The sequence below is a fragment of the Paludibacterium sp. genome, assembly GCF_019232825.1.
Lineage (GTDB): Bacteria > Pseudomonadota > Gammaproteobacteria > Burkholderiales > Chromobacteriaceae > Paludibacterium.
This window is the reverse complement of sequence record NZ_JAFAND010000142.1, coordinates 1-25,711: the sequence shown is the minus strand read 5'-3', so window position 1 is coordinate 25,711 and position 25,711 is coordinate 1. Positions and strand designations below refer to the sequence as shown.

Sequence of the window (25,711 nt, the reverse complement as noted above, 5' to 3'; positions counted from 1 at the left end):
CGTAATTCCGCTTGGACGTGGCTGAGCTTATAGCTGATGGCGGCGAGCAGGCTGCGTGCTGTCTCCAGCTCGTGCCAGGGCGCCAATTGATGGACAAGGCGATCGACGGTGAATTGGATATCGCGCAAATCGCGCTCGACGGCGGGGACGGCGGAACGACTAAGAACCGCTAACAAAATACATTTCGCATGTTTGGGTAGCGTGCGTTCGCGAAGCAACGCACGGCCTTAGGGCTCGCACAAGACGTGCATTGCCTGCGGCGAATGCACGCTACAAGACTTGTGCGGATGCCTTTCGCAGTTGGGTAGCGTGCGTTCGCGAAGCAACGCACGGCCCTAGGGCTCGCACAAGACGTGCATTGCCTGCGGCGAATGCACGCTACAAAACCTGGGCGGATGCCTTTCGCAGTTGGGTAGCGTGCGTTCGCGAAGCAACGCACGGCCTTAGGGCTCGCACAAGACGTGCATTGCCTGCGGCGCATGCACGCTACAAGACTTGTGCGGATGCCTTTCGCAGTTTGGGTAGCGTGCGTTCGCGAAGCAACGCACGGCCCTAGGGCTCGCACAAGACGTGCATTGCCTGCGGCGAATGCACGCTACAAGACTTGTGCGGATGCCTTTCGCAGTCGGGTAGCGTGCGTTCGCGAAGCAACGCACGGCCTGCGGGCGCGCACAAGACGTGCATTGCCTACGGCGCATGCACGCTACGAGGTTAGACTTGGAACTGCGCCACGCTTTGGTTCAGCGACTGCGACAGCTTTTCCAGCTGCGCCACTTCTTGCGCGGCGTTGTCCATCGCATTGCGGGTTTCCTGCACCACGTTGGCGATGCGCTCCACTTGCTGGGCGATGTCGGTGCTGGCCTGGCTTTGCTCCCGGGTCGAGTCCGCCACGTCGCGCACGCGTCCAAGCGTGGTGTGCATGTTGGCGCGCAACTGCTGCAACAGCTCGGCGGTGGATTGCGTCAGGCCGGCGCCGTCGCGCGCCTGCGGCACCGATTGGCTCAACAGCGCCACCGCCGACTGGGTGTCGGCTTGAATGCCTTGGATCATCTGCTCGATCTCGACCGTGGCGCTGGCGGTGCGTTCCGACAGTTTGCGTACCTCGTCGGCCACCACGGCGAAGCCGCGGCCTTGCTCGCCGGCGCGCGCCGCCTCGATGGCGGCGTTTAACGCCAGCAGGTTGGTTTGCGAGGCGATGTCCTTGATCACCGAGGTGATCGAACCGATTTCGTCGGCGCGCGCCACCAGGCCGCTGACGCTATCGGTGGCCGCCTGGGCGGTGCTGACCAGTTCCTGGATGCGCGTGACCGCTTGATGGGCCTGTTCGGCCCCTTGACCCGCCTGCTCGGCCGACTGATTGGAGTCCGCCTCGGTATCGCGGGCATTGTCGGCGATGTGGTTGATCGCCACGGTCATCTGCTCCATCGCCGCCGCCATCGCGCTCGTGCCATCCGCCTGTTCACTGGCCATTTTCAATACTTTGGCCGAGGTGACCGATACCACTTTGGCGCTGCTTTCCAGCTTGGCCGATGCTTGGCGGACGTTCTGCGCCAGACCGCCGAGTCCTTGCAGCATCTCCTTGAGGCGGGCGAGCACGCTGTTGCCGTCTCCCTCCACGTCGAAATGCGTGCTCAAATCGCCGGCCGCGGCGCGCTGCATGATGGCCATCAGCTGCGTCGGCTCGCCGCCCAGTTGGCGCACGATGCTGCGCGCCACCATGAGCCCGATGATGCCGGCCAACAACAGCGCCACCAGCACGCCGATGGCGTAGTGAATGGCTTGGTCAAGCAGAATCTGATTCACGTCGTCGATGTAGACGCCGGTGCCGACCGACCATTGCCACTCCGGGATCGCGACGACATAGCCCAGCTTGGGCAGCGGCGTGCTGCTGCCGGCGCGCGGGAACCAGTAGACGTCGAGGAAGCCGCCGCCTTCCTTGCCCAGGCGCACGATGTTGTCCCACAGCGGGTAGCCCTTGACGTCGGTCTTGCCGAGCATGTTCTGGCCTTCCAGCTTGGGATTGCCGGCCACCATCTGTGCCTGGCCGTTGAAATCGTAGATGAAGAAGTAGTTGCCGTTTTCAAAGCGCATGGCGCGCACGGCTTCTTTCGCTTGGCGTTGTGCTTCCGCGGTACTGAGTTTGCCGCTTTGCGCCTGTTTGACGTAACCGTTGACCACCCCCGCCGCCAGTTCCGTCAGGTGCTGCAACCGTGTTCGATGCCCCTGCATGGCGGCATCGCGCAAATTCAAAAGAGCGAATGTTGATAGACCGATTAAACAAAAGACCGCAACAGCCAATACGATTGCCAGACGTGTTTTGACATCCATCCTATATAGACGGGACATAACGCGCGCTCCTCATTGGCGGGCACCACCGAATGGCTGGGTAGTACCCATTTTTTAATTAGTGGTATTTCCAGTGTCAGCCGATTAATCAGATACTGTCAACCTAAAAGCGCATGATAGATAGTTTATTATTATGCATAAAGCATAGCGCACGGGTTGAATAATTCAGCGATAAGGAAAAAATGCGCTGATTCGCGCAAGGTCCCTATTTTCTGCTGCGTGGCTAATTTAAAGGAGAACGATTAAGACGGCATGTCAGGCACGACCAATCGCGCCAAATTCTGCAATGATTCCTGCCAACCGAGATAACACGCTTCGGGGGGGATGGCATCGGGCAAACCTGCCTGTACGATGGTTAAATCCGTGCCGCACGAAACGGATTTCAATGTTACCGTAACCAAAATCCGGCCCGGCAAATTCGGATCGTCGAATTCATCGGTGTAACACAGCCGCTCATACGGCACGAGTTCAATATATTCTCCACCGAAAGTATGGCTGTTGCCGTTGCCGAAATGGCGGAAAGACATGCTGAAACGACCGCCGACTTGTGCCTGAAACTGATGCACGGTGCAGGTAAAGCCATTGGGTGGCAGCCACTTGGCCAGGGCGTCCGCCTCCAAGAATGCGCGGTAGATTTTGTCCGGCGCGGCGGCCAAAACGCGGTGCAGGCGAACGGTGTGCGGCATGACGTGCTCCTATGGTGCATGGCATTGTGAGCGGGTTGTCTGGCGATGGTGTTCTATTGGATTGCATAATAGTCCGCGTTACTTAAGACGGGAAAACAATGAAAATCAAGCTGCTGTTTCTTGCCGGCTTGCTGTGGACGGCAACCGCCTCGGCCGGGTACCTGGAGGGACTGGCCGCGTTCCAGGCCAAGGATTACGACACCGCGTTGCGCGAGTTTCAGACCGCGGCCGCGCAGGGCGACGCCTTGGCGCAGAACGAATTGGGGGTGATGTTCTTCCGTGGCGTCGGGGTGAGCGCCGATGCCGCCCAAGCCGCCGACTGGTTCGGCAAGGCGGCCGCCCAGGGGCAGGTCGACGCGGAAAACAACTTGGCCGCGCTGTATGAGCAGGGCCAGGGCGTGACGCAGGATTGGGCGCTGGCGGCCGACTGGTACCGCAAGGCGGCGGATCAAGGGCTGGCGTCGGCGCAATTCAAGCTCGGCATGCTCTATGACGCCGGCCAAGGTGTGGCGGCCGACCCGCAGCAGGCGGCCGCTTGGCTTGCCAAGGCGGCCGGGCAGGGCATGCCCGAGGCCGAGTTCAACCTGGGCATGCTGTATTTCCAGGGCAGCGGCGTGACGCAAGATCAACAACAAGCGGCGATGTGGCTGACCAAGGCCGCCGACCAGGGGCTGGCGAATGCCCAGCGCAACTTGGGGGTGATGTACTTCAAAGGTGTGGGCGTGACGCAGGATGTGGCGCAAGCACTGGCTTGGTACCGCAAGGCGGCCGAGCAGGGCGACGTCGATGCCTTGCGCGATCTAGGCGCAATGTACCTGAACGGTTGGGGCGTCGCCGAGGACGATCAGCAGGGCGCGCTGTGGTATTTGCGCGCCGCGGACCATGGCGATGCCAGCGCGCAGTCGGTGATGGGCAGCCTTTATCACAATGGCCGCGGCGTGGCGCAAGACGAAACGCAGGCATTGACCTGGTTCATGAAGGCGGCGGCGCAAGGCGACGCGTCTGCGCTGTGCAATCTGGGTCTGATCTACTATTCCGGCCGCCACGTCGCCCGTGACCGCGCGCTTGGCGCGGCGCTGATGCACCTGTCGGCGCTGTTGCAGCCCGACGCCGGCAATCCGGCGGTGGGGTATTGGACGTCGACCGCTGCACGGCTGTCGCCGGTGGAGCGGCAAACCAGCGATACCCTGGTACAAAAAATGCAGGGAAATGTATCGCAGGTACCTGCCGTGGTAGCCGATTATCTCGCTCGCATAAGTCGATAATGACAATGGGGTTATTTTGTGCTTTCTCCTTCATGCTGATTGGGGGCGTGAGCCACCTGTTTCTTTCCGCGTATGTCGGATGAAATGGTGGAATCTGCCCCACGGTGCTAATAAAGCGCCTTTCTGGCCGGCTAATGATGTTTCATTACGGCATGAAACATCTTTTACCCAGCCCTGCGAGAATCGCACAATGGATGTTGCCCGCAGACCCGATTTAACTGATTTTAGCCGTTTAGCCAGCTTGCTTTCCGATCCGGGGCGGGCGCGTATGCTGACGGAGCTGATGACTGGCTTGGCGTTGACGCCGACGGAGCTGGCGCGCTGTAGCGGCCTTTCGCCGTCGTCGGCCAGCAACCATTTGACGATGCTGCTGCAAAACGGTGTGCTGGAAGTGATTCAGCAGGGACGGAATCGCTATTACCGCCTAGCCTCGTCCGCGGTGGCCGAGGCGATTCAAGCCCTGTCTCACGCGGCGGCGGCAATGGATGAACGCCGCGGCCACTTCACGCCTACCACGCCGCCGTCATTACGCAAGGCGCGCAGCTGTTATCGCCATCTCGGCGGTCGGCTGGGTGTTGGTTTGTTCGATGCCATGCTGCAGAGCCAGTATCTGGTGATGGATAGCGACCAGCGCGTGGCATTGACCGAAGAGGGGGTGCAGTGGCTCGATAAGGCGCTGGGCATGCGTGAGCAACTGACCGCGCCTGCGCGAGGCGCCCTGTTCAAGCCATGCCTCGACCAGAGCGAACGCCGTTTTCACGCGTCCGGGCCCGGTGCCGAGCGCATGTTCGACACCATGGTCGCTTTAGGGTGGCTCAAACTGTCGGACGGTCGCGAGGTCCGCTTGACCACACTCGGTTACGAGCGGTTATGCGGGGCGTTTCCTGCCGCGCGCGCGACTTGGCAGGGCTGTTTGGCGCCCTAGGCGCTGGGCGGTTGCATTACCTTGATCTATCCCCTTGCGGGGCATAGACTTCGATCGATTTCAATGTGTGGAGGTCCGCCTTGGCACATATCGCCAAACTCTTCATGAATGGCCGTAGTCAGGCCGTACGGCTACCGAGCGTCTTTCAGTTCGACTGTCAGGAAGTGTTTATCCGTCAGGACCCGGCCACCGGCGACGTCATTCTGTCGCGCAAACCGGATTCCTGGGATAGCTTTTTCCAGAAACTGGAAGAGCTGGAGCTGCCAACCGACTTTCTCACCCACGATCGCCGACTTCCGCCACAAACGCGCGACACCTGCTAGTGCCGCAGGCCGGTGGCATGGCGCGGCGTCTCTGGTTCGGGAGCGATGAAACCGGAGACAGCGCACCATGCGACATCAATTCATGCTCGATACCAATACGGTACGATACCTGCTTATGGATAAGACGTCGGCCATCCGCCGACGCCTGACCACAACCCCCGCCGGCCAACTGTGCATTACCGCGATCACCTATGGCGAATTGGCCTATGCCGTCGCCAATCTGCCGGATGAGCCAAAACTGCGCGGCGCGGTGCAAGAATTTCTCTTGCGCATCGACGTGTTGCCGTGGGATGGCGCCGTCGCCGCCCAGTACGGCATGGTGCGCGCCGCGCTGGAGCGGAATGGGCCGTCACCGTTGGGTAATCTTGACATCATGATTGCCGCGCACGCGCTGACAGCCGGGACTGTTTTGATTACCAGCGACCCCGCCTTCCGGCGGGTGGCGCAACTGCAGATTGAGGATTGGTCGGAGTCCTATCACGGCGCATGAAGTTATCTTGCTGGCTTATAAGATATATGTAAAATATATGTTATTATGAATCCCTGCAGATTGAGTATCTGCCATTTGGAAGGGACACCTCATGTTTGGCGGCAAGGCAAGACGGCAATTAGGGCCTGTAGCGAAAGCGGCGCTGGACGTTGCTCGGCAACGCATCGTCGTATTGGCGTCGGCGCATTGGTCGCACGGGAGGAGGCCGAGGCCGCGCGCGAACGCGACGCCGAGCGCACACGGCTGAATTTGCTCGAGGGAGGGCTGCGTAATCTGCCCCGCCTCGACGAGTCGCTCAGTGGCATCCGGCGGTGGAAGACGCCAACCAGCAGGTGATGCACGGCATGGCGACGCTGCTGCGGGCCTGCCAGGATGACTGGGGACGGTTTGGCTGTCATGCCTCGGGAGGGTGAAGTATGCTGAAAGCAGAATATTCAGACTCTGCGAGGCGGCGATGCGGCCCATGCTGAAATGGGGCATGCGCGGGTTTTGCATGCTCGCTATCCTGCTTGGCGCGATGCAGCCTGCACACGCCGCGGAACCCGCCGTGCGCGTATTGTTCGGCCTGAACAAACCGCCTTACATCATCGAGGGCGAGCACCGCGGCTTGGAATACGAATTGATCAGCACGGTTTTCGCGGACATGGGCTATCGGATCGATCCGGTGTTCGTGCCGCCGGCGCGCATGGTGTCGCTGGTGCGAGCCGGCGCGTTCGACGTCGCCACCACCGTGCGCGCATCCAGCGGTTTGCCGGGATTTTATTCGGCGCCGTATATGCAGTATCAGAACATGGCGTTTGTGTTGGCCAAGCGCCGCATTATACTGCGCTCGGTCGACGATTTGTCCGATTACAGCGTGGTGGCGTTCCAAAATGCGCATCTTGTCTTGGGGGATGCCTTCCGCCACATGACGCTGCATAACGTCCGCTACCTTGAGGTGTCGCCGCAATGGATCGAGAACAATCTGCTCTATAGCGGCCATGTCGACGTGGCGGTCGCCGACCGGCGCATCTTCCAGTACTTCAATCAAGAGGTCAAAAGCCATCTGGATACACGCCAGCCAATCAGGATGTTTGCGCTGTTCGCGCCGACCGATTATCAGGCGGTATTTCACGATGGCCATCTGCGCGATTTGTTTAACAAGTCGCTTGCGCGGATAAAGCAGGATGGCCGCTATGACGCGGTGGTGGCGCGTTATTCGCCAGCCGCGGACGCACGCGACTGAGCTTATTTCACCCTTGATAAACCCAATGGGAATGGCTATGGGTTAAGTAAGTTTGGGTATTTTCTGCTGGTTAATTGATGTCATTGTCATTTTGTTTTTGACCCAAGGCCAAAAATATGGCTGCAAAAATACTGAGAAAGGCATGGCTGCTGCCGATGGTCATGTCTTTGATGCAGGCGGGACAAGCAGCGGATAGTTTATCCGCCGAGGCGGCCGGCGGGCAGCACGTGCAAATGCAACGCCTTGGCGTGCAGTGGCATTGGGACGACGTCCACTGGTGGCAGACGGACGACCATCATGTGGGCGCCTACTAGGGCCTGTCTGCAAACTATTTGTGAACTGCGCTGGCCTGGCAAATGGCCAGATGCTAGGCGGGGGGCGCAGGCCTTAGTCATTCTAAGGCCAAGCCGCCCAACGACGCAGAGGGTCATTTGCCAGGTCAGCCCTTCGGGGCCGGTATCAGCTGGCGCATCGCGTTGTCGCTTGTCCCTTGCAGTGAATGACACTGCGGCGGGACGCGCTTCTAGCGCTGCATCCGGCTGATGCCGGCCGCAGCCGCAAATAGTTTGCAGACAGGCCCTAGGATGTGTCGGTGGGGCAATGGCAGTTGAGCCGTTATAAAAATCAAGAGCAACATAAAAACTTGACGGATGTGGGCATCACGCCGGTATTTCGTTGGCAACACAATGATAAAAAAGGCCTGTATATCGAAGCTGGTGTTGGTGCCCACTTATTTTCCGCCGTCTATGACAACGACGGTAAGCGCGAGTCCACCGCTTTTCAATTCGGCGATCATATTGGCGTCGGCTACGTCTTTCAAAACCGCGCCGACTTCGAATTGACGCTGCAGCACTTTTCCAATGCCGGCATCAAGGAGCCAAACGACGGGGTCAACCTTGCCGGCGTGACATTCCGCTACGCGTTCTAAGGACCCTCGGTTTGCTCTTGTTTGCCGAAGCGCCGCCGGTATTCGGCTGGCGAGCACTGCAGCTCTCGCCGGAACAAGCGGCGGAAGGTGCCGCTATCGCCGTAACCGACTTGCGCGCTGATGTCGTCAAGCCCGAGCGCGGTGGTCTCCAGCAGCTCGCGCGCGGCGTTGAGGCGCAAGTGCTGCAAGTAGCCTAAGGGCGTTTGCCCCAATACGCGTTGAAAGCGGCGCATCACCGTGCGTTCGCTGACGCGGGCGGCCTGAGCCAACTGCGCCAGGCGGTATGGCGTGTCGAGGTGGTCGGATAGCCATTGCTGGCAGCGCAGCACCAGATCGTCGCCGTGGCCGGCGATGTCGTGCTGGCTGGCGTAGGGCGCTTGGCTATCGCGGTTGCGATCGGAGAGCATGATGCGGGCGCAGGCCCGCGCCAGCTCGGCGCCGCCTTGCTGTTCCACCAGCCGTAGCGCCAGGTCGAGATAGGCGGTGGTTGCCCCGCCGCATAGCAGGCCGTCCGCCTCTGTGAGCATCGCGTAGGGCTGCAGCCGCACCGCCGGATAGCGAGCGCGAAACCACGGAATCAACCACCAGCTGATCGTGGCGGCGCGCTGTTCCAGCAGGCCACTCTCCGCCAGCAGCGCCACCCCCGAGCACATCGACGCCACCCGCTTGCCGGCGCCGTGCCAGCGGTGCAGCCGCCGGTATAAATCGCGCTCGCAGGCCAACCGGGCCTCGAATGCCGCCAGGCGCTGGAAGTAGACCGGGGCGACAATGACGGTATCGGCCTGTTCGGCTTGGCTAAAATTGCCATCGGCCATGAGGCGCACGCCGGACGACGATCGTACCGCCGCGCCGTCCGGGCTTAAAACCTGCCAGCGGAACATGGCATCGCCATGGCGCGCTGCTTGACGGTTGGCGAACACCAGGGCGTCGAGCAGGCCGGTGACGCTGCCGGCGAAGCATTCCTCGGTCAATAACACAGCGATGTCGTGCATGATGGCGGCGATATTTGCATGGTATATGGCGATATTGCCACTTCCGCAATGACCTTGTCATCATTAAGCTAGGCGTGCGGCATCTTGCGCCGCCATCAACACGAGGAAACCATGCATATCAATGAGATTTTGCAATCCGTACAGCGGGCGACAGACTCGGCCGGCGGATTCACGGCAGAGGTCAGCGACGATTGGGCGCAAGGGCGCACGCTGTTCGGCGGCATTCAGGCGGCATTGGCGGTACAGGCGATGCGATGCCTGGCGCCGGATGCGCCGCCTTTGTGGTCGCTGCACACCACCTTCGTCGCGCCGTTGCCGCCGGGGCGCATCCGCCTGCAAACCCAGGTGTTGCGTCAAGGTAGGGCGGCAGTGCAGATGGAGGCGCGGCTGATGGACGGCGAGCAGGTGGCGGCGGTTTGCGTGGCGGTGTTTGGCGGTCTGCGCGAGTCGGCGGTGCGGGTCGAACCGGTTCCCCCGGCGGCTTTGCCGGCGCGGGAGCCGGGGCCGGCGTTGCCGTTCATCCCCGGCGTCGTGCCCAACTTCACCCAGCACTATGGTTATCGCTGGTGGGAGGGCGGGATTCCCTTCAGCGGTGCTAAAACGCCGGGCAACCGGGTGCTGCTGCGCCAGCGCGACGAGGGGGCGCTCGATGAGGCGCAGATCGTGGCGTTGGCCGACGCCATTCCGCCGGCGGCACTGTCGATGGTCTCGGCGCCCACGCCGGGCAGCACGTTGAGTTGGGCCTTGGAGTTCGTGCGCCACCCGGCGGCGGTGCCATCGGAGGGCTGGTGGCGCGTCGACGTCGACCTCGTGGCGGCGCGCGATGGCTATAGCAATCAAGACACCCATCTTTTCGGCCCGGATGGCGAGCTGGTGGCCTTGGCGCGGCAAGTGGTGGCCGTGTTCGGCTGATTATTCTGTTTGGTGGAAATATCATTCAATTTTCCCCTTAATTATCAAACTTGGCTTCCTTATCCACAATGAGGGACGTTGTTGAACCCATGACGATAAGGAATCCTATCCATGACGTTATCTTCTGTGACTTTGCGCTTGAGCGGCCTGGCGTTGCTCTTGCCGATCCTGGCCGCGCCGGCGCAAGCCGAAACGTTGCCGGTGCCGAGACATTTGGCGTCGGCGGGGCCGGCGGCGGCGACGCAGCCGCTGATTCAAGCCGCGCTGCGCTATGCCGCTTTCTGGAATAGCGGCGACGAGCGTTTTGCCCGCGCTGCATTGGCGGACGACTTTACCGATCGGACCCTGCCCGAAGGGCGTGCGCAGGGCCCGAGCGGGCCGTTGCAGGCGTCCAAGGCTTTCCGCCAAGCGGTGCCCGACCTCTCCGCCGAAGTGGCGGATATGGTGGTGGCGGGGGATCGCGTCAGTGTGCATCTACATTTCCGCGGCCACTTCACTGGGCAATTCGGCGCGGCGACGGGGCAAGGACAAACGGTGGATTTCCAGGCGTTCGATCTCTATCGCGTCGAGCACGGCCGCATTGCCGAGAACTGGCATCTGGAAGACATGGCCACGCTGCTGCGCCAGTTGGGTCTGACCAAGCCTTGAGCACGAGGAGCGCGATATGCGAATCGATCTAAGTCAGCGCCGTGCGGTAGTCAGCGGCTCCACCGCCGGCATCGGCTTCGCCATCGCCAAGGGATTGGCGGCCGCGGGCGCGCAGGTGGTCATCAACGGCCGCGGCGCTGAGCGCGTCGAGCAGGCCGTGGCCGACCTGCGCCAAGCGCTCCCCGGGGCGCGTGTCGAAGGCGTGGCGGCCGATCTTGGCACCGCCGCCGGCGCCGCCGATTTCCTTTTGCGGGTACCGGAAACCGATATTTTGATCAACAACCTGGGGATCTATCAAACGCAGGATTTCTTTACCATCGACGACACCGAGTGGGAGCGTTTTTTCCAGGTCAATGTGCTGAGCGCGGTCCGGCTATCGCGCCACTACGCGCCGGGTATGGCGAAGCGCGGCTGGGGGCGCGTGCAGTTTATCTCCAGCGAATCGGCCGTGCAGCCGCAGCCGGACATGGTTCACTACGGCATGAGCAAAACCGCGCTGCTGTCGGTGTCGCGCGGGCTGGCCGGCGTGCTCGCCGGCAGCGGCGTCACGGTCAATGCCGTACTGCCGGGGCCGACGCATTCGGAAGGCGTGGCGCGGATGCTTTGCGCGCAAGCGCGGGCGACCGGGGTCGCCGAGGCCGAGGTGGCGGCGGACTTCATCCGGCAGCAGCGGCCCGCGTCGCTGATCCGCCGTCTAGCCAGTGCCGACGAGGTGGCCAACATGGTGGTCTATCTGGCCTCGGAGCAAGCCTCAGCCACCTCGGGCGCCGCCTTGCGCGTGGATGGCGGAGTCTGGCCGTCGATTTTGTAACGTGGCCGATCACGCTTTTTTCTTAGGAGCGAACGATGCAAACCTCCATCGCGGGGGACTCCCCGTTGTTCTCGCCCGTCACGCTGGCGGGTTGGACCGCGCCGCACCGCGTGGTGATGGCGCCGATGACGCGCGCGCGCAGCATGCAACCGGGCGACGTGCCCAATGCGCTCAATGCGCGCTATTACGCGCAGCGTGCGTCCGCAGCCTTGATCGTGACCGAGGCGACGCAAATCTCGCCGCAGGGCAAGGGATATTCCTTTACCCCCGGCATCCATAGCGCCGAGCAAGTGGCGGGCTGGCGTGGCGTCGTCGAGGCGGTGCATGCCGCCGGCGGACATATCTTTCTGCAACTGTGGCATGTGGGGCGGATGTCGCACCCCGATTTCCATCAGGGCGCGCTGCCGGTGGCGCCGTCCGCCGTGCCGTTTCAGGGGCAAATCTGGAAGGTCGACCCGGCCACCGGCGCGGGCGCGATGGTGGATTGCCCGACGCCGCGCGCGTTGACGCTCGCGGAGATCCAGGCGGTGATCGACGATTATCGCCGGGCGGCGAAAAACGCCATGGCCGCCGGTTTTGACGGCGTGGAGATCCATGGCGCCAATGGCTATCTGGTCGATCAATTCCTACGCACCTCGTCCAACCTGCGCCAAGACGACTATGGCGGCTCGCGCGACAACCGTTTGCGTTTTCTCAAGGAGGTGGTGACGGCAGTGGCCGCCGAGGCCGGGGCCGAGCGTACCGCCATTCGGCTTGCGCCTTTCCTGACCGCGCGCGGCATGGATTGTCCGGATATTTTGCCCACCATTCTGGATGCCGCACGTTTCCTGCAGGCGCAGGGCATCGCCTACCTGCACCTGGTCGAGGCCGATTGGGACGACGCGCCGCAGTTCAGCGAGGACTTCCGTCGCGAGGTTCGCGCCCGCTTTCAGCGGCCGATTATCGTGGCAGGCAACTACGACCTGGCACGCGCGGAGTGGGTACTGCGCCAGGGGTATGCCGATCTGGTCGCTTTCGGACGGCCGTTCGTCGCCAATCCAGACTTGCCGCGCCGGCTGGCCGAGCGTTTGCCGCTGGCGACACTGGATCCGGCCACGCTGTTTGGCGGCGGGGAACGCGGCTATGCCGATTATCCGGCGTTGGCGGCGGGTTAGCCGAGCGAGGCCGAAAGCGCCGTGAAACGATCCTGAAGGAAGTCGATCAACGCGCGCACGCGTGGCGGCTGAACGCGTCCCTGAAAGAGCGCGTTCAGCGGCGTACTCTCGCGGAAGTAATCGTCGAGCACGGTTTCCAGTCGACCGGCGCGCAGATCGTCCGCCACGTCGAGCAGGGATTTGTAGGCGAAACCCTGGCCGACGAGCGCCCAGCGCCGGATGATCTCGCCGTCGTTGCTTTCATGGCAGGGATTGATTCTCGCCACATGCGTGGTGCCGCCCTGCTGGTAGCGCCACTCGTGCATGACGCCGGCGGCGGTGATGAGCGCGAGACAGGGCAGGGTGGCCAGGTCGTCGGGCGTGGCGGGACGGCCGCCGCGCTCGGCCAGCGCGGGCGCGACGCATACCACGCGCCGGGTGGTGGTCAGCGTGCGCGCGATCATGCTGCTGTCCGGTGGTTGGCCGTAGCGGATGGCTAGATCGATATCGTCGCCGACCAGATTGGTCATGCTATCGCTCAAGTGCAGCGAGAAACGCACCTCGGGGTGATGCGCGCGAAATTCGTCCAGGTAGGGCAACAGCGTGTTGCGACCGAGATCGGAGGGCGCCGATAATCGCACCAGGCCCTTGATCCGCTGATGGCCCGCCAGCAGTTGTTGCTCGGCCTCCTCCAACAGCGTCAATGCCTTTTGGCAATATTGGCGATAGAGCTGACCTTCCTCGGTGAGCCGCAGCCGGCGCGTGGTGCGTTCGAACAAGCGCGCGCCGAGCGCGCTCTCCAGCCGCTGGATGCAGGCGCTGGCGGCGGCCGGCGACAGGCCCTGGCGACGCCCGGCGGCGGAAAAACTGCCTAGCGTGGCGGCATCGACGAAGAGACGCATGTCGTTGAGCCGGTCGATGACCATGAGGTTTCCTCAGTTTATTGTCTTGTCATGCAAAATAATATCATGGTGTTTGGCATGATTATCTTGTTTTACCGACAGGCGAATTAAGCACTTAAAAACTCTACCGTGCCCATGCCGCGGAAATTGCGCCCTCGGGGAGAAATGGCAATAATCGATCGGATGAGTCTTTCTCGCCCCCTCCCTTTGCCCTCTTTACCGTCCGACCCGGTCGACGCCGTGTTGGCGCGAGGGCAGTCGCGTTTTGTTTATGTGCTGGTGCCTGGTTTGAACGACAGCGGTCCGGAGCACTGGCAAAGCCACTGGCATGCCGCGCATCCGTCCTGGCTGCGCATGACGCAGCGCCAGTGGAGCACGCCGGACCTGGAGGGATGGCTAGGGGCGATTCGGCGCCGGCTTGCCGGTCAGAGCAAACCCGCGATCCTCATCGGCCATAGCATGGGGGCGCTGGCCGCCTGCACCATGGCTTGCCGCCAGCCCTCGGCGGTGGCCGCCGTCATGCTGGTGGCGCCGGCGGAGCCCGCGCGTTTCGAACTGGAAGAGCAGGTACCGGATGGGCGCTTGCCGTGCCCTGGCGTGCTGGTGGCAAGCCACAACGACCCACTGCTGCGATTTAGCCGCGCGGAATACTGGGCCGAGGCGTGGGGATGCCGGCTAGCCGACATCGGCGAAGCCGGTCACGTGAATGTCGAATCCGGCCATGGGCCGTGGCCGCATGGCCTGCGGTTGTTAAGCGAGTTGGTCGATGGGCTGTGAGCCGAGCGTGACCGGCGCTTCGGCCAGAAACACGGTGACGGCGATCAGGTCGGCGCTGCCGCCCGGGCTCAAATGGCGCGCGATCAGCGCGTCGTCCAAGGCCGCCAGCTGATCGAGCCCGTCTTGCGCCAGCACCCCGCCGCGCGCGATGAGCGCGCGTGCTTGATGTTGCACGAACGCGAGCCCTTCCGGTCCGCCGCGCGAAACCAGATTGGTGTCGTCGTTGTTGGCCAGCAAATGCAACATCGCCTGCAGCAATGCCCGATCCGCCTCCACCCCGCGATCACACAGCGATTGATAGACCGGCAGCGCATAAAGCCGCGCGGTGGCGAAGCCCGACTCGGCTTCGCCGCGCGCGCCGGTCATGCCGTAACGGGCGTAGAAGCGTTCGCCGGCCGTCCGCGCCTCTCGCGTTGCCGCGCCGAGCTCGGCGGTGACGAGGCCGGCGCAGATGCACGCCACTTCGGCGCATAGGGCCGGCGCGTCGGGCGTAATGCCCTGCGCGCAAAGCCGGCCCGCCGCCGCGCACAACAGCCCCATGGCGAAGATGCCGCCCTTGTGCGTGTTGACGTTGCCGGTGGCGCGGCACATCGCCGCTTCGGCCAGCACGCCTACCGGCCGCAACAGCGGCAGCACGCGGCCGGTGGGTTCGGCGGCGTTACGCAGCCCCGTCAGGGCGAACTGCTCGAAATAGCCGCCGATGGCATGAATGCTGGCGAAGAAGGTATCCAGATTCATGTCGCGGTGCGCGCCGTTGTTGCGCCGATCAACCAGCCCCGGCTTCGGCGTCAACAGCACTTCGGCGGAAAGCGCCGCGGCGGCGAGGTCGCCGATGCGCTCGGCCAGGCGGCGCTCGGCCGCGCTCGGCCGCAGCGCGTCAAGCGACCAGCGGGCGTCGGTGGTATGCATCGACTTTCTCCTGGATGGCGGCGAAGAGCTGGTCCAGGCCGTGCGTCTTGGCGCGCGCGCAGGCGTGCGCCGGCTCTTGGCAGATCAGACAGGGGCGCGGTGCGATGCCAAGACTGCCGCGCGATACCTGGCCCTCGGCGCCGATCACGTCCAGATCCCACAGCCGCCCCAGCGTGTGGCGCTCCTCCAGTTCGACCAGCGCGAGTTTGAGCGCGTCCGCCGGCGCGTTGACCGCGTACAGCGCTTCCGGTCCGGTCGGCAGCCATAGCGCCTGGCGCTCGATCACCGGCCAGCGCGCGCGCGACAGATGGCCGTCCACCGCCGTGAGCGCCGCCTGCATGATCTCGCGCGGCAAGAGGCCGGCCTTGACCGGCCCGGGCATGACCAGCGACAACGAGATCAGCGGCAGACGGTGACGCGCGCGCGCCGCTTCCTGCCGCGCCACGCGCGCTTCGCGCGCCGTGAGCATCGCCTCCAGGCTGATCAGGCGCGCGGCGTTCATGGCTGCACCTGACGCACGACGTCGATCACGCTGCCGTCGCGGTAGCGGATCACCCCGACGATTTTGTCGGTGAATGCGATCGGCTGCGGTTCGCCGGTGAGCGATACCGCGCGCTGATACAAGGCGTCGATGTCCATCAGCGGCAAACCGGCGGCACGTAGCCGCTCGGCCACTTCCGGCCGTGCCGGATTGACGGCGATGCCGTGATCGGTGACCAGCACGTCGATGGATTCGCCCGGGGTGACGATGGTGGTGACGCGCCGAACGACGGTCGGGATGCGGCTGCGGATCAGCGGCGCGACCACGATGGTCAGGTTCGAGGCCGCCGCCACGTCGCAGTGCCCGCCCGAGGCGCCGCGCATCACGCCATCCGAGCCGGTGATCACGTTGACGTTGAAGTCGCAATCAATCTCCAGCGCGCTCAGGATGACCACGTCGACGCGGTCGCAGTACGTGCCCTTGGAGGAGGGGTTGGCGTATTCGTTGGTCGACACTTCCAGGTGGCGCGGCGATTCTGCCAGCGACTCTGCCGCCACGGTATCGAACGACTGGGTATCGATCAGCGTTTCGATCAGGCCCTTTTTATGCAGATCGACGATGCTTCCGGTGATGCCGCCCAGCGCGTAGCTGGCGGTGATGCCCTTTTTCAGCATGCGGTGCTCAAGAAAGCGCGTGGCGGCGGTCGAGGCGGCGCCCGAGCCGGTCTGCAGCGAGAACCCCTGGTTGAAATAGCCGGAATGTTCGATGACGTCGCAGGCGAAGCGCGCGATCATCAATTCGCGCGGATTGCTGGTGACGCGTGCCGCGCCGACGCTGATGCGCGACGGGTCGCCCACTTCGTCGATCTTGACGATGTAGTCGACGCGGTCTTGCGAAATGCTGACCGGCACGTTGGGGAAGCCGACGATTTCATCGGTCAAGAGCACGACCTGGCGGGCGAACTGGGCGTCGACCTTGGCATAGCCGAGCGAACCGCAGCGAGATTTGCCGTGGGCGCCGTTGGCGTTGCCGAATTCGTCGCAACAGGGCACGCCGAGGAAGGCGACATCGATGTTCAGTTCGCCGCTTTGCAGCAGGTGCACGCGGCCGCCGTGCGAGTGAATCTGTACCGGCCGTTCCATCAGGCCGTTGGAGATGGCCTCGGCCAGCTTGCCGCGCATGCCGGACGTGTAGATCTGGGTGATCACGCCATTCTTGATGTGCTCGATCAGCGGCGCGTTGACGTTCAACAGCGAGCTGGTGGCGAGCGTCAGATCGCGCAATCCCAGCCGCGCCAGCGTGTCAACCACCAAGTTGATCACCTTGTCGCCCTCGCGGAAGGCGTGGTGGAAGGAGATGGTCATGCCGTTTTTCAGGCCGGTCTTGGCGATGGCGTCTTCCAGCGAGGCGGCGAGTTTGCGATGCGCCTTCCGTTCCGGATCGGCCAGATGCGGCGAGGCGGCGTGCGCGCCGGCAAACGGGCGCAGATGGGCCAGATCGGGGAACTGGCCGTGCAACTGTTCTAATGCGTTCATGGTTGCGATCTTTCGCTTATTGGCGCGTGCCGGAGGCTTGCGCTCGTTGCAGGGTGCGGCGCGCGTGGTTGACGATGGGCGCGTCGATCATCTTGCCGTTAAGCGCGATCACGCCGAGCCCGTCGCGTTCGGCGGCTTCCGCCGCGGCGATGACCCGGCCGGCGTACTCCACCTCTTCCTCGGTCGGCGCATAGGCGTTGTGCAAGAGCTCGATCTGACGCGGGTTGATCAGCGATTTGCCGTTGAAGCCCAGGCGCTTGATCAGTTCGACTTCGCGCAGGAAGCCTTCCTCGTCGTTGACGTCGGAGTACACCACGTCGAAGGCGTCGATGCCGGCGGCGCGCGCGGCGTGCAGGACGGCGCAGCGCGCGTAGAAGAGCTCGGTGCCGTCGCCGCGTTCGGTCTGCATGTCCATCACGTAATCGAAGCCCGCCAGCGCGATGCCGATGAGCCGCGGCGACGCCTTGGCGATCGACAGCGCGTTGACCACGCCGCTGGCCGACTCGATGGCGGCCATCAGCCGGGTGCTGCCGACTTCGCGGCCGCCAGCGCGTTCAATGCGCTCGACTTCTTTCTCCAGCTGCCAGACGTCCTCGGCGCTGTCGGTTTTGGGCAGGCGCACCACGTCGACGCCGGCGCGAACCACTGCCTCCAGATCGTCCAGGCCGAACGGGGTATTGAGCGGGTTGATGCGCACCACGGTTTCGATGTCGCGGTAGGCCGGGTTTTGCAGCGCGTGGAACACCAACAGACGCGCGGCGTCCTTTTCGCGCAGAGAGACCGCGTCCTCCAGATCGAACATGATCGAGTCGGGTTTGTAGACGAAGGCGGTCGACAGCATCGCCGCGTTGGCGCCCGGCAGAAACAACATGCTGCGGCGGAGTTTCATGACAATTTCTCCCAGTTGGGTTGGGACGCGTCGGCGGCGCGCAGCACGGCGGTCTGCACCCGGGCGCGGATCACGCAGTCGAGCGCGCCCTTGTCCTCGATGACGATGCTGCCGGCGCGGACATCCAACTGGCGGAGGGTGTCGTCTACCACCTTGCGGATTTGCGCGCCGAACTGCTTGATGACTTCGCTGTGCACGATGACTTCCAGCGCGTCGTCGGCGCTCGGCGCCACCTTGACCATCAGGTCGCTGGATTCGAGCGTGCCGGCAATGGCTTGTTTAAGAATTTGCATGGCGGGTATCCATGAATCGTTGAGTATTAGCCGCAAGCCTGGGCACAGGCTTCGGCGTTGTTGACGTATTTGGCTTGCAACAGCGCGAGCGTGCTGTCGGGCACCAGGTGTTCGATCTGGCCGAAATCGCGCTGGCACAGCAGCCGGCGCACTTCGGAGGCGGAGATCGGCGTGCCGGACAGCGTCTTGCGCGCGATTTCGCTGACGTGGACGGCCGGCGCGGCCGAAGGCGCCTGTTGCAGCCAGTAGGCCATGTCGCGGTTGTATTTCTCGGTGACGGCGCAAAACGGCTCGGTACCGACGAAGCGGTGGGTGATGCCGAGCGCCGGGGCGATGTATTCGCGGAACAGCAGCAGATCGACCGCCGTGTGGCAGCTGTCGATGATGCCCTTGTCCTTGAGGAAGTAGCCGGGGAAGGTGGCGCGGGAAATCATGTACGACGAGCCATGGTGCAGCGTCAGCCGGGGAATGCCTTCCAGGCCCTGCGCCACCAGGCGGTAACGGTCGGCGTAGGGAAACAGCGACAGATCCTCGCGCACCACGAACACGTGCAGCCAATCGCAATGCTGGGCGGCTTGTTCTGCCAGATAGCGGTGCCCCAGGGTGAACGGATTGGCGTTCATGACGATGCAGCCGACGCGCTCACCGTCGACGCGGTGCGCCGCGGCAAGCGTGTCGCAATAGCGACGCATGGCCACGGGGCTGTTTTCCATCAGCACCATGGTGTCCGGTACCGCCACCAGCGGGTAGAAGCCGCAACCCTGGAAAAAGGGCACGTTTTCCGGCTTGGCGTAGAGGAACAGGTGGAAATGGCCGCGTTCGGCGGCAAGTTGCACCACCTCGCTGACGAGCCGCAGGCTCAGCGACTCGCCGCGAAGCTGCGGGCAGATCGCCACGCATTTGATGATGTTGCCCGACAGGCCGGCGCAGGCGACCATCTGTCCGCGCACCTCGGCGCTGACGAAGATGTCGATATCGCAATCCAGGTCCAGCTGACACTGGGCCAGCAATTGACGGATGCGCACCGTGGCGGCCGGATCGTTGGCCGGCGTGACGTGCAGGAACTCCAGGTCGCCTGTCATAGCCGTCTCCCGTCGCGCGCGGCTCAGGCCGCGAGCTCCTCGGCCACGACGTGGTTTTGCAGCCGGCCGATGCCTTCGATCTCCACTTCCACCAGGTCGCCGTTCTTCATGAACAGCGGCGGCACGCGCTTCTTGCCTACGCCGCCGGGCGAGCCGGTGATGATCACGTCGCCCGGAGCCAGTTCGGTGAAGGTGCTGATGTAGGCAATCAGCGCCGGCACGCGGTGGATCATGTTGCCGGTATGGTCGTTTTGCACCATTTGGCCATTCAAGTAGGTACGGATGCCGAGGGTATGCGGGTCGGGGATCGCATCGGCGGTGGTCAGACACGGGCCGAAAGCGCCGGTGGCGCGCCAGTTCTTGCCGGCGGTGAACCAGGTGTGCTGCCAGTCGCGCACCGAGCCGTCCATATAGCAGCTGTAGCCGGCGACGTGCGCGAGCGCTTCGTCCTCGGCGATGCGGAAACCGCGTTTGCCGATGACTACCGCCAATTCGCCTTCATAGTCGAATTCGTTGGTCTGCGCCGGTTTCTGCACCGGGCAGCCGTGGCCGGTCTGCGAGTCGGCAAAGCGGACGAACAGCGTGGGCGCGGCGTTGGTTTCGTTGAACTCCTTCCGCTTTTCGGCATAGTTCATGCCAACGCACAGGATTTTGCCCGGCGCTTCGATCAGCGGCAGAAAATGCACGGCGTCGAAGCCGAAGTCGGCCGGCGCGTCGGCCCAGGCGCGCGCTTCCTCCAGCGCGCCGGCGGCCAACAGGGCCTTCAAATCCGGATAGCGGTGGCCCAGACGGCGCGTGAGGTCGACGATGCCGTCCTCGCCATAGATGCCGTAGCCTTTGCTTCCTTGCAGGGTGGTGAAGCTGGTCAATTTCATGATGGAACTCCTGCGGTAATTAATTCACGCCCGGGATGTTGGCGCGCATCAGCACCAGCAGCGAGGGGAGAATGATGATCGACATGGCGGTGGTGGCCAGGTAGATGCTCGAGGCCTCTTCTTCCTGCACGCGCCATTGGTAGGCGAGAATCGCGGCGTTGGTCGCGGTCGGCATGGCCAGCAGGAAAATCATTTCCTCGGCATGTTGGCCGGTCAGCCCGAACAGCATCACCATGGCCCAGACGATGGCCGGGTTGAGCAGACACTTGAGGAACAGGTTCATGGCCAAGCTGCGGTTGAACGACAGCTTGACGCCATAGATCGCCACGCCGACGGCGAACAGCGAAATGAAGTTGCACGACTTGGCGACGATGTCGAGGCTCGAGATGGCGAACTTCGGCAGATAGGCGCTCAGGCCGGTAATGCTGAAGACAAGCCCGACGAGCACGGCGGCGACCATCGGCTTCTTCAGCGAGTTGATCACCGAGGTCGCCAGGATCTTCATGCCGCCGCCTTGGCCGGCTTGCTCTGCGGTGTTGCCCAATTCAAGCAGGAACAGCGTGGCCGGAATCACGGTGATGGCGACGATGACGTTGGCCACCGCCACCGAGATGGCCGAGCTCGCGCCGATCAATAGCGCCAAAAACGGAATGCCCATGCCGCCCATGTTGGGGAAGCTGCACAGCATGCCCTGCATGGCGCTTTGGCGCATGTCCTTCTTCAGTACCATCTTGTTGGACAGGTAGCCGATGGCCCACATCGAACACATGGCGATGCCGAAGGCCAGCATCCAGGAGCCGTTGAACACTTCCGACGGCTTGGCCTTGTAGGTTTCGTTGAACAGCAGCGCCGGGAAGACAAAATCGGTCACCAGCGTCGAGCAGACGGCTTTGGCGCCTTTGTCGACGATCTTCTTGTGCACGGCCAGCCAGCCGAGAAAGATCAACAGGAAAACCGGCGCCATGGAATTGAAAATCTGCAGTGCGATTTTGATATTCATTTTCTTTAACCCCTGTGTGGTCAGATGGATTTCGTATAAGGGAATCCGTCTCTCACCCGTTGTGTAAATCCGTTTATTGGCGGATTGAAATGTACTCGGGCGATGCGGCCGGAAATGTGATATTAATCAAGTTGAAACCGTGGTTTTTATGAATTAAATCTCATAAAAATTTTTATTCGGCGGCGCGGAATTTTATTGCTGCGGTTTTTATGTTTTTAATTGTTTTATAAGTTTTAAATGTCGATTCCACGGTTTGGCGATCGTCATATATCCTTAATCTGCCGATCCCTTGTAAAATGACCCGTCCATAGATAGACACAGGTTGCCCGCATGCCCTCAGGATCCGATGCCTCGACGACTTCGCGGCTGGCGCTGATCGATCAGCCCGCGCCGCGCTTCGGGCTATTGCCGCGTCTGTCGTTCAAGAGCCGTATCTTCATCCTGTTGCTGCTGGTGTCCTGTACGCTGTCGCTGCTCCTGGGCTGGTACGTCTATCAACGCATGGAGCAAAGCCTGTACGACCAGATTGGCCAGCGCGCGCTGGTGCAGGCGCAGGAAATCGCGTTGATGCCCGAGGTGGCGTCCGCGATCGCGTCGCACGACAGCGCGCGGCTGTCCGCGTTGATCAAGCCGTTCAAGGCGGTGTCGGATGCCAGCTACATCGTGATTGGCGACCGCCAGGGGCTGCATCTGATGCATACCGATCCGCATGTGCCGGTGGGCAGCCCCATGCGCGGCGGCGACAACGCGCCGGTGCTGGAGAGCGGGCGCAGCATCGTGACGCTGGAAAGCGGCACGCTGGGGGTGTCCTGGCGCGGCAAGGCGCCGGTGCGCGACGCGGCCGGCAATGTGATCGGCGTGGTGTCGGTCGGTTATTTCCAAAGCACGATCGAACGCTGGGGCAAGGGGCAGTTCATGCCGTTGCTGGCGGTGCTGCTGGCGTCGCTCTATGCGCTATTCATCTGTGCGTGGCTGTTTGCCCGCAGCATCAAGCGGCAGATGTTCGGCCTGGAGCCGCACGAGATCGCCCGCATGCTGCGGCAGCAAGAGGCGGTGTTCGATTCGATCTACGAGGGCGTGCTGTCGATCGATACCCAGAGGCGGATCATCGCCATCAACCGCGCCGCGCGCGACATGCTGGCGCTGTCGTCCGACATGGGCGAACCGACCGGTATGAATCTGGCCGATCTGATTCCCGGCTGCCCGCTGTTCACCGCCGCGGAGTCTGATCCGGACATCAAGGACCAGATCTGTTTGTTCAATCAGCTCAATGTCATTGCCAGCCGGGTGGCGATCCGCATCGGCGGGCGGGTGCACGGCTGGGTGATCAGCTTCCGCCGCCAAGACGATATCAATACCTTGAGCCTGCAACTGAGCCAGGTTCGACGCTATGCCGACAACCTGCGCGTGATTCGCCACGAGCATCTCAATTGGATGTCGACCATCTCCGGGCTCTTGCACGCCAAGGCCTACGACGAGGCCACGCGGTTGATCCAGTCGCAGTCGGAGATCCAGCAGCAGGTGCTCGACTATATTTCCAGCACCTTCGGCAATTACCACCTTTGCGGTTTGCTGATCGGCAAGTTCTACCGGGCGCGCGAGCTGGGCATCGAGCTGGAGTTCGATTCGGGCTGCGAGCTCAACGCGCTGCCGGCCAGCCTCTCCGACGTCGAATGGATGTCCATCATCGGCAACCTGCTCGACAACGCTTTCGAGGCGGTGTTATCGGCCCGTTCGGAAGGCGGCAAGGTCGTGCTGTTTCTGTCCGACGGCGGCGAGGAGCTGATCATCGAAGTGGCGGACAACGGTACCGGCGTCGATGCGGCGGTGCGCGACAGGCTCTTCGAGCGCGGCGTGTCCACGCGCGGCGACAGCGAGCGCGGCATTGGCCTGTATCTGGTGAAGAGCTATGTTCAGCGGGCGGCGGGTACCATCACGGTGGAAGACAACCTGCCGCAGGGAGCGATTATTTCGATTTTTGTGCCCAAACGGAGTCACGCGGATGCATGACATCGATGTGTTGATCGTCGAGGACGAGGCGCGCCTCGCCGCCTTGCACGTGGAATTCGTGCGCAAGTTCAGCCGCTTTCGCGCGGTGAACGTGGCCGCGAGTCTGTCGGACGCGCGTAAGCTCATCCAGGTGCTCAAGCCGCACCTGCTTCTGCTCGACAACTTTCTGCCCGATGGCCATGGCATCGAACTGTTGGAGGACATCGTCACCGGTCATATTCCGACGCGAGTGATCTTCATCACCGCGGCGAGCGATATGGATACCTGCGGCCAGGCGATCCGCTTCGGCGCTTTCGATTACATCCTGAAGCCGGTGTCGTACGAGCGGCTGCAAATGTCGCTGGAGCGGTTCATCCGCTTTTTCGACTCGCAGCAATCGAGCGAGCGGGTGAACCAGCATCATGTCGACGAGCTGTTCAACCTGCAATCGAAGAATTTCGGCCCGGCGCGTCACACCAAGGGCATCGAGGCGCTGACGCTCGCGCGGATCAAGGATGTGTTCCTGGCCGGCGACGAGGCGCACACCACCGAAAGCGTGGCGCAGCTGTTGGGCATCAGCAAGACCACCGCGCGGCGCTATCTCGAATATTGCGTCGAGAACCATTATTTGAACGCGGAAATATCCTACGGCCGCATCGGCCGGCCCGAACGGCTATACAAGAAAATCCACGGCGATAACACCGAATGACCGATGTTTTTGTGCGACAGATTACAATCGCATAAAAAATAAGGTGATTTAATTGTTTTTATTCCGCCCGGTAAATCCGGGCTTTAATTTTTTTGTGAACGATAAAAAACGTTTGTGAATTTAACGCCATTAAAACCACGATTTTCGATTGATGTGAATCAAAAATCCGATCCGGTCGAATGTTAATTTCTCGTGACGCGTCAATGAACTATGCGCGGCACTGAATTTCACAGGAACTGGAGACAATTTTAATGAATAAAAAAATCATCGCGACGCTCGTGACGGCGGTCGTCCTGTCGCCGTTGGCACGCGCCGACGAAACCACCATTTACGGCATGATCGGCGCTGGCGTCGAGTCGGTGAAGGCGAGCGGCGGCAGCACCACGCAGCCCAGCATGATGCGGGTGGAAGACGAAAACTCGCGCATCGGCTTCAAGGGCGTCGAAAACCTCGGCAACGGCATGAGCTCGATCTGGCAGGTGGAAAGCAGCCTGAAGAACTTTGCGCAAGGCGGCGTCAACGACAAGGGCGAAGGCGCCACCTTCGCCACGCGCAATACCTTCGTCGGCCTGTCCGATACGCAGCTCGGCACGCTGCAGATGGGTAACTACGATTCGGCCTACAAGCGTCTGACCACGCTTGACGTCGGCACCAACGTGATGGCCAACACCACCGCCGACACCAATGCCGCCAGCGCCGTCGTGACCCGCGGCGACCAGCGTCTGAAAAACTCGGTGCATTACCTGACGCCTGTGTGGCGCGGCTTCCAGTTCGGCGCCTCGTGGGGCGCCGATGAAACCGCCGACGGTCAGCAACGGGTGTCGCTGGCCGGCCACTACAGCAACGGTCCGTTCATCGTCGCGTTGGGCTATGACCATCAAGGCAACACCACCAACACGTTGAGCGCCACGAGCGGCATGAGCGCGGCCAAGACCTCGACCGGGGCCGGCACCGACTATACCAAGCTCGCCGCCGGCTACACGTTCTCGACCGGCACCTGGCTCGGTGCTTCGTTCGAGCGCGCCAACTACGCCACCGTCGGCCACCTCGGCACCATGACGCAAAACGACTGGACCGTGGCCGCGACGCAAGCGATCGGCCGCGCCTCGGTCAAGCTGTCGTACAACAAGCTGATGGGGCTGTCCAACGCCTATATCGGCGGTTCCGACGATTGGGGTGCCGAGCAATGGGTTCTGGGCGCGACCTATGACCTGAGCAAGGCGACGCAGTTGTTCTCCTACTACACCCGTCTGAAGAACGACCGCCTCCAGAACGCCGATTTCGCGGTGGCGCCGATCTATACCAGCGGCGTGGGCAGCTCTAGCGCCGCGCTGGCGCCGGGCAATACGCTGAGCGCGCTCGGCGTCGGCATGCGTTACACGTTCTAATCGCGTCTTTAGAAGAGACGAAACAACGGCGGCGCCTTGGCGCCGCCGTTGTGAGGGTGTTGACAAACCCATGCTCGCGAAGCGAGCGCCCCCTCTCAGGGAGAGGGCAGGGGGAGTGGGAATCGATGGGCAGGCTGCGAAATCAGTCAGTTGCCACTAAGGCCCGGCTTTGCCGGGTCCTCCGTAACCGCTGCAAAC

Annotated in this window: 27 protein-coding genes; 15 read left to right on the top strand and 12 right to left on the bottom strand. The window is 62.5% G+C overall.

All coding sequences use genetic code 11. From position 1 onward, the window contains the following. Nucleotides 1-711 precede the first annotated feature (711 nt). Nucleotides 712-2,229 (bottom strand): methyl-accepting chemotaxis protein, encoded by a 1,518-nt coding sequence (locus JOZ06_RS18940; RefSeq protein WP_293235296.1) that lies wholly within the window; start codon nt 2,227-2,229, stop codon nt 712-714. 359 nt (nt 2,230-2,588) lie between these two features. Continuing rightward, nucleotides 2,589-3,032 (bottom strand): SRPBCC family protein, encoded by a 444-nt coding sequence (locus JOZ06_RS18935; protein WP_293235294.1) that lies wholly within the window; start codon nt 3,030-3,032, stop codon nt 2,589-2,591. A gap of 98 nt (nt 3,033-3,130) precedes the next feature. Here JOZ06_RS18935 and JOZ06_RS18930 point away from each other — a divergent pair, with 98 nt between their 5' ends. The 7 genes from JOZ06_RS18930 (at nt 3,131) to JOZ06_RS18900 (ending at nt 8,188) form a co-directional block, all read left to right on the top strand. Further along, nucleotides 3,131-4,297 (top strand): SEL1-like repeat protein, encoded by a 1,167-nt coding sequence (locus tag JOZ06_RS18930; protein ID WP_293235292.1) that lies wholly within the window; start codon nt 3,131-3,133, stop codon nt 4,295-4,297. Nucleotides 4,298-4,376: 79 nt separating this feature from the next. Next, the gene (locus tag JOZ06_RS18925; protein WP_366815068.1) at nt 4,377-5,222 is read left to right on the top strand and encodes a helix-turn-helix transcriptional regulator; all 846 of its coding nucleotides are present in this window, start codon (nt 4,377-4,379) and stop codon (nt 5,220-5,222) included. 80 nt (nt 5,223-5,302) lie between these two features. Next, complete coding sequence (locus JOZ06_RS18920; protein ID WP_293235288.1) at nt 5,303-5,545, top strand: AbrB/MazE/SpoVT family DNA-binding domain-containing protein; 243 nt, start codon at nt 5,303-5,305, stop codon at nt 5,543-5,545. A gap of 67 nt (nt 5,546-5,612) precedes the next feature. Beyond that, entirely contained in the window at nt 5,613-6,035 is a 423-nt protein-coding gene (locus JOZ06_RS18915; RefSeq protein WP_293235286.1) for a type II toxin-antitoxin system VapC family toxin, read from the top strand. Nucleotides 6,036-6,498: 463 nt separating this feature from the next. Continuing rightward, nucleotides 6,499-7,260, top strand: a complete 762-nt coding sequence (locus tag JOZ06_RS18910; RefSeq protein ID WP_293235284.1) for a transporter substrate-binding domain-containing protein — start codon at nt 6,499-6,501, stop codon at nt 7,258-7,260. Nucleotides 7,261-7,376: 116 nt separating this feature from the next. Further along, the gene (locus tag JOZ06_RS18905) at nt 7,377-7,574 is read left to right on the top strand and encodes a hypothetical protein (RefSeq protein WP_293235282.1); all 198 of its coding nucleotides are present in this window, start codon (nt 7,377-7,379) and stop codon (nt 7,572-7,574) included. Nucleotides 7,575-7,852: 278 nt separating this feature from the next. After that, entirely contained in the window at nt 7,853-8,188 is a 336-nt protein-coding gene (locus tag JOZ06_RS18900; protein ID WP_293235280.1) for an acyloxyacyl hydrolase, read from the top strand. Here JOZ06_RS18900 and JOZ06_RS18895 read toward each other — a convergent pair. Beyond that, complete coding sequence (locus JOZ06_RS18895; protein WP_293235278.1) at nt 8,185-9,180, bottom strand: helix-turn-helix domain-containing protein; 996 nt, start codon at nt 9,178-9,180, stop codon at nt 8,185-8,187. The genes JOZ06_RS18900 and JOZ06_RS18895 overlap by 4 nt on opposite strands. Before the next feature lie 111 nt (nt 9,181-9,291). On the opposite strand from JOZ06_RS18895, the gene JOZ06_RS18890 reads away from it, so the two are divergent. The 4 genes from JOZ06_RS18890 (at nt 9,292) to JOZ06_RS18875 (ending at nt 12,705) form a co-directional block, all read left to right on the top strand. Then, a complete protein-coding gene (locus tag JOZ06_RS18890; RefSeq protein ID WP_293235276.1) occupies nt 9,292-10,092 on the top strand; it encodes a thioesterase family protein in 801 nt (266 codons plus the stop codon). A gap of 111 nt (nt 10,093-10,203) precedes the next feature. Continuing rightward, on the top strand, nt 10,204-10,740 hold the full coding sequence (locus JOZ06_RS18885) for an ester cyclase (protein ID WP_293235274.1): 537 nt from the start codon (nt 10,204-10,206) through the stop codon (nt 10,738-10,740). A gap of 16 nt (nt 10,741-10,756) precedes the next feature. Further along, nucleotides 10,757-11,551 (top strand): SDR family oxidoreductase, encoded by a 795-nt coding sequence (locus tag JOZ06_RS18880; protein WP_293235272.1) that lies wholly within the window; start codon nt 10,757-10,759, stop codon nt 11,549-11,551. 35 nt (nt 11,552-11,586) lie between these two features. Then, nucleotides 11,587-12,705, top strand: a complete 1,119-nt coding sequence (locus JOZ06_RS18875) for an alkene reductase (protein WP_293235270.1) — start codon at nt 11,587-11,589, stop codon at nt 12,703-12,705. Here JOZ06_RS18875 and JOZ06_RS18870 read toward each other — a convergent pair. Further along, nucleotides 12,702-13,610, bottom strand: a complete 909-nt coding sequence (locus JOZ06_RS18870) for a LysR family transcriptional regulator (protein WP_293235268.1) — start codon at nt 13,608-13,610, stop codon at nt 12,702-12,704. The genes JOZ06_RS18875 and JOZ06_RS18870 overlap by 4 nt on opposite strands. A gap of 159 nt (nt 13,611-13,769) precedes the next feature. Between JOZ06_RS18870 and JOZ06_RS18865 the strand changes: the two genes are divergently transcribed. Beyond that, a complete protein-coding gene (locus tag JOZ06_RS18865) occupies nt 13,770-14,363 on the top strand; it encodes an alpha/beta hydrolase (RefSeq protein ID WP_293235267.1) in 594 nt (197 codons plus the stop codon). Here the strand turns inward: JOZ06_RS18865 and citG are convergent. The 8 genes from citG to JOZ06_RS18825 are packed head-to-tail and all read right to left on the bottom strand — an operon-like array spanning nt 14,337 to nt 21,427. Then, nucleotides 14,337-15,272 carry a triphosphoribosyl-dephospho-CoA synthase CitG gene (citG, locus tag JOZ06_RS18860; RefSeq protein WP_293235266.1) on the bottom strand — a complete coding sequence of 312 codons (936 nt, stop codon included), beginning with the start codon at nt 15,270-15,272 and terminating at the stop codon, nt 14,337-14,339. The two genes, JOZ06_RS18865 and citG, sit on opposite strands and share 27 nt — an antisense overlap. Then, a complete protein-coding gene (citX, locus tag JOZ06_RS18855) occupies nt 15,241-15,774 on the bottom strand; it encodes a citrate lyase holo-[acyl-carrier protein] synthase (RefSeq protein WP_293235265.1) in 534 nt (177 codons plus the stop codon). The genes citG and citX overlap by 32 nt, the downstream gene beginning before the upstream one ends. Then, a complete protein-coding gene (citF, locus tag JOZ06_RS18850; RefSeq protein ID WP_293235263.1) occupies nt 15,771-17,288 on the bottom strand; it encodes a citrate lyase subunit alpha in 1,518 nt (505 codons plus the stop codon). Before citF ends, citX begins: the two co-directional genes overlap by 4 nt. 16 nt (nt 17,289-17,304) lie before the next feature. Further along, nucleotides 17,305-18,177, bottom strand: coding sequence for a citrate (pro-3S)-lyase subunit beta (gene citE, locus JOZ06_RS18845; RefSeq protein WP_293235261.1), 873 nt, complete (start codon nt 18,175-18,177; stop codon nt 17,305-17,307). Then, nucleotides 18,174-18,470, bottom strand: a complete 297-nt coding sequence (citD, locus tag JOZ06_RS18840; RefSeq protein WP_293235259.1) for a citrate lyase acyl carrier protein — start codon at nt 18,468-18,470, stop codon at nt 18,174-18,176. Before citD ends, citE begins: the two co-directional genes overlap by 4 nt. Nucleotides 18,471-18,496: 26 nt before the next feature. Next, entirely contained in the window at nt 18,497-19,552 is a 1,056-nt protein-coding gene (gene citC / locus JOZ06_RS18835; protein ID WP_293235257.1) for a [citrate (pro-3S)-lyase] ligase, read from the bottom strand. 23 nt (nt 19,553-19,575) lie between these two features. Then, nucleotides 19,576-20,427 carry a fumarylacetoacetate hydrolase family protein gene (locus tag JOZ06_RS18830; protein WP_293235255.1) on the bottom strand — a complete coding sequence of 284 codons (852 nt, stop codon included), beginning with the start codon at nt 20,425-20,427 and terminating at the stop codon, nt 19,576-19,578. A gap of 19 nt (nt 20,428-20,446) precedes the next feature. After that, complete coding sequence (locus tag JOZ06_RS18825) at nt 20,447-21,427, bottom strand: AEC family transporter (RefSeq protein WP_293235253.1); 981 nt, start codon at nt 21,425-21,427, stop codon at nt 20,447-20,449. Nucleotides 21,428-21,757: 330 nt separating this feature from the next. On the opposite strand from JOZ06_RS18825, the gene JOZ06_RS18820 reads away from it, so the two are divergent. From JOZ06_RS18820 to JOZ06_RS18810, 3 genes are all read left to right on the top strand, one after another. Then, the gene (locus JOZ06_RS18820) at nt 21,758-23,437 is read left to right on the top strand and encodes a sensor histidine kinase (RefSeq protein ID WP_293235251.1); all 1,680 of its coding nucleotides are present in this window, start codon (nt 21,758-21,760) and stop codon (nt 23,435-23,437) included. Then, nucleotides 23,430-24,125 carry a response regulator gene (locus JOZ06_RS18815; RefSeq protein ID WP_293235249.1) on the top strand — a complete coding sequence of 232 codons (696 nt, stop codon included), beginning with the start codon at nt 23,430-23,432 and terminating at the stop codon, nt 24,123-24,125. The genes JOZ06_RS18820 and JOZ06_RS18815 overlap by 8 nt, the downstream gene beginning before the upstream one ends. A gap of 251 nt (nt 24,126-24,376) precedes the next feature. Continuing rightward, entirely contained in the window at nt 24,377-25,513 is a 1,137-nt protein-coding gene (locus JOZ06_RS18810; protein ID WP_293235247.1) for a porin, read from the top strand. Nucleotides 25,514-25,711 lie beyond the last annotated feature (198 nt).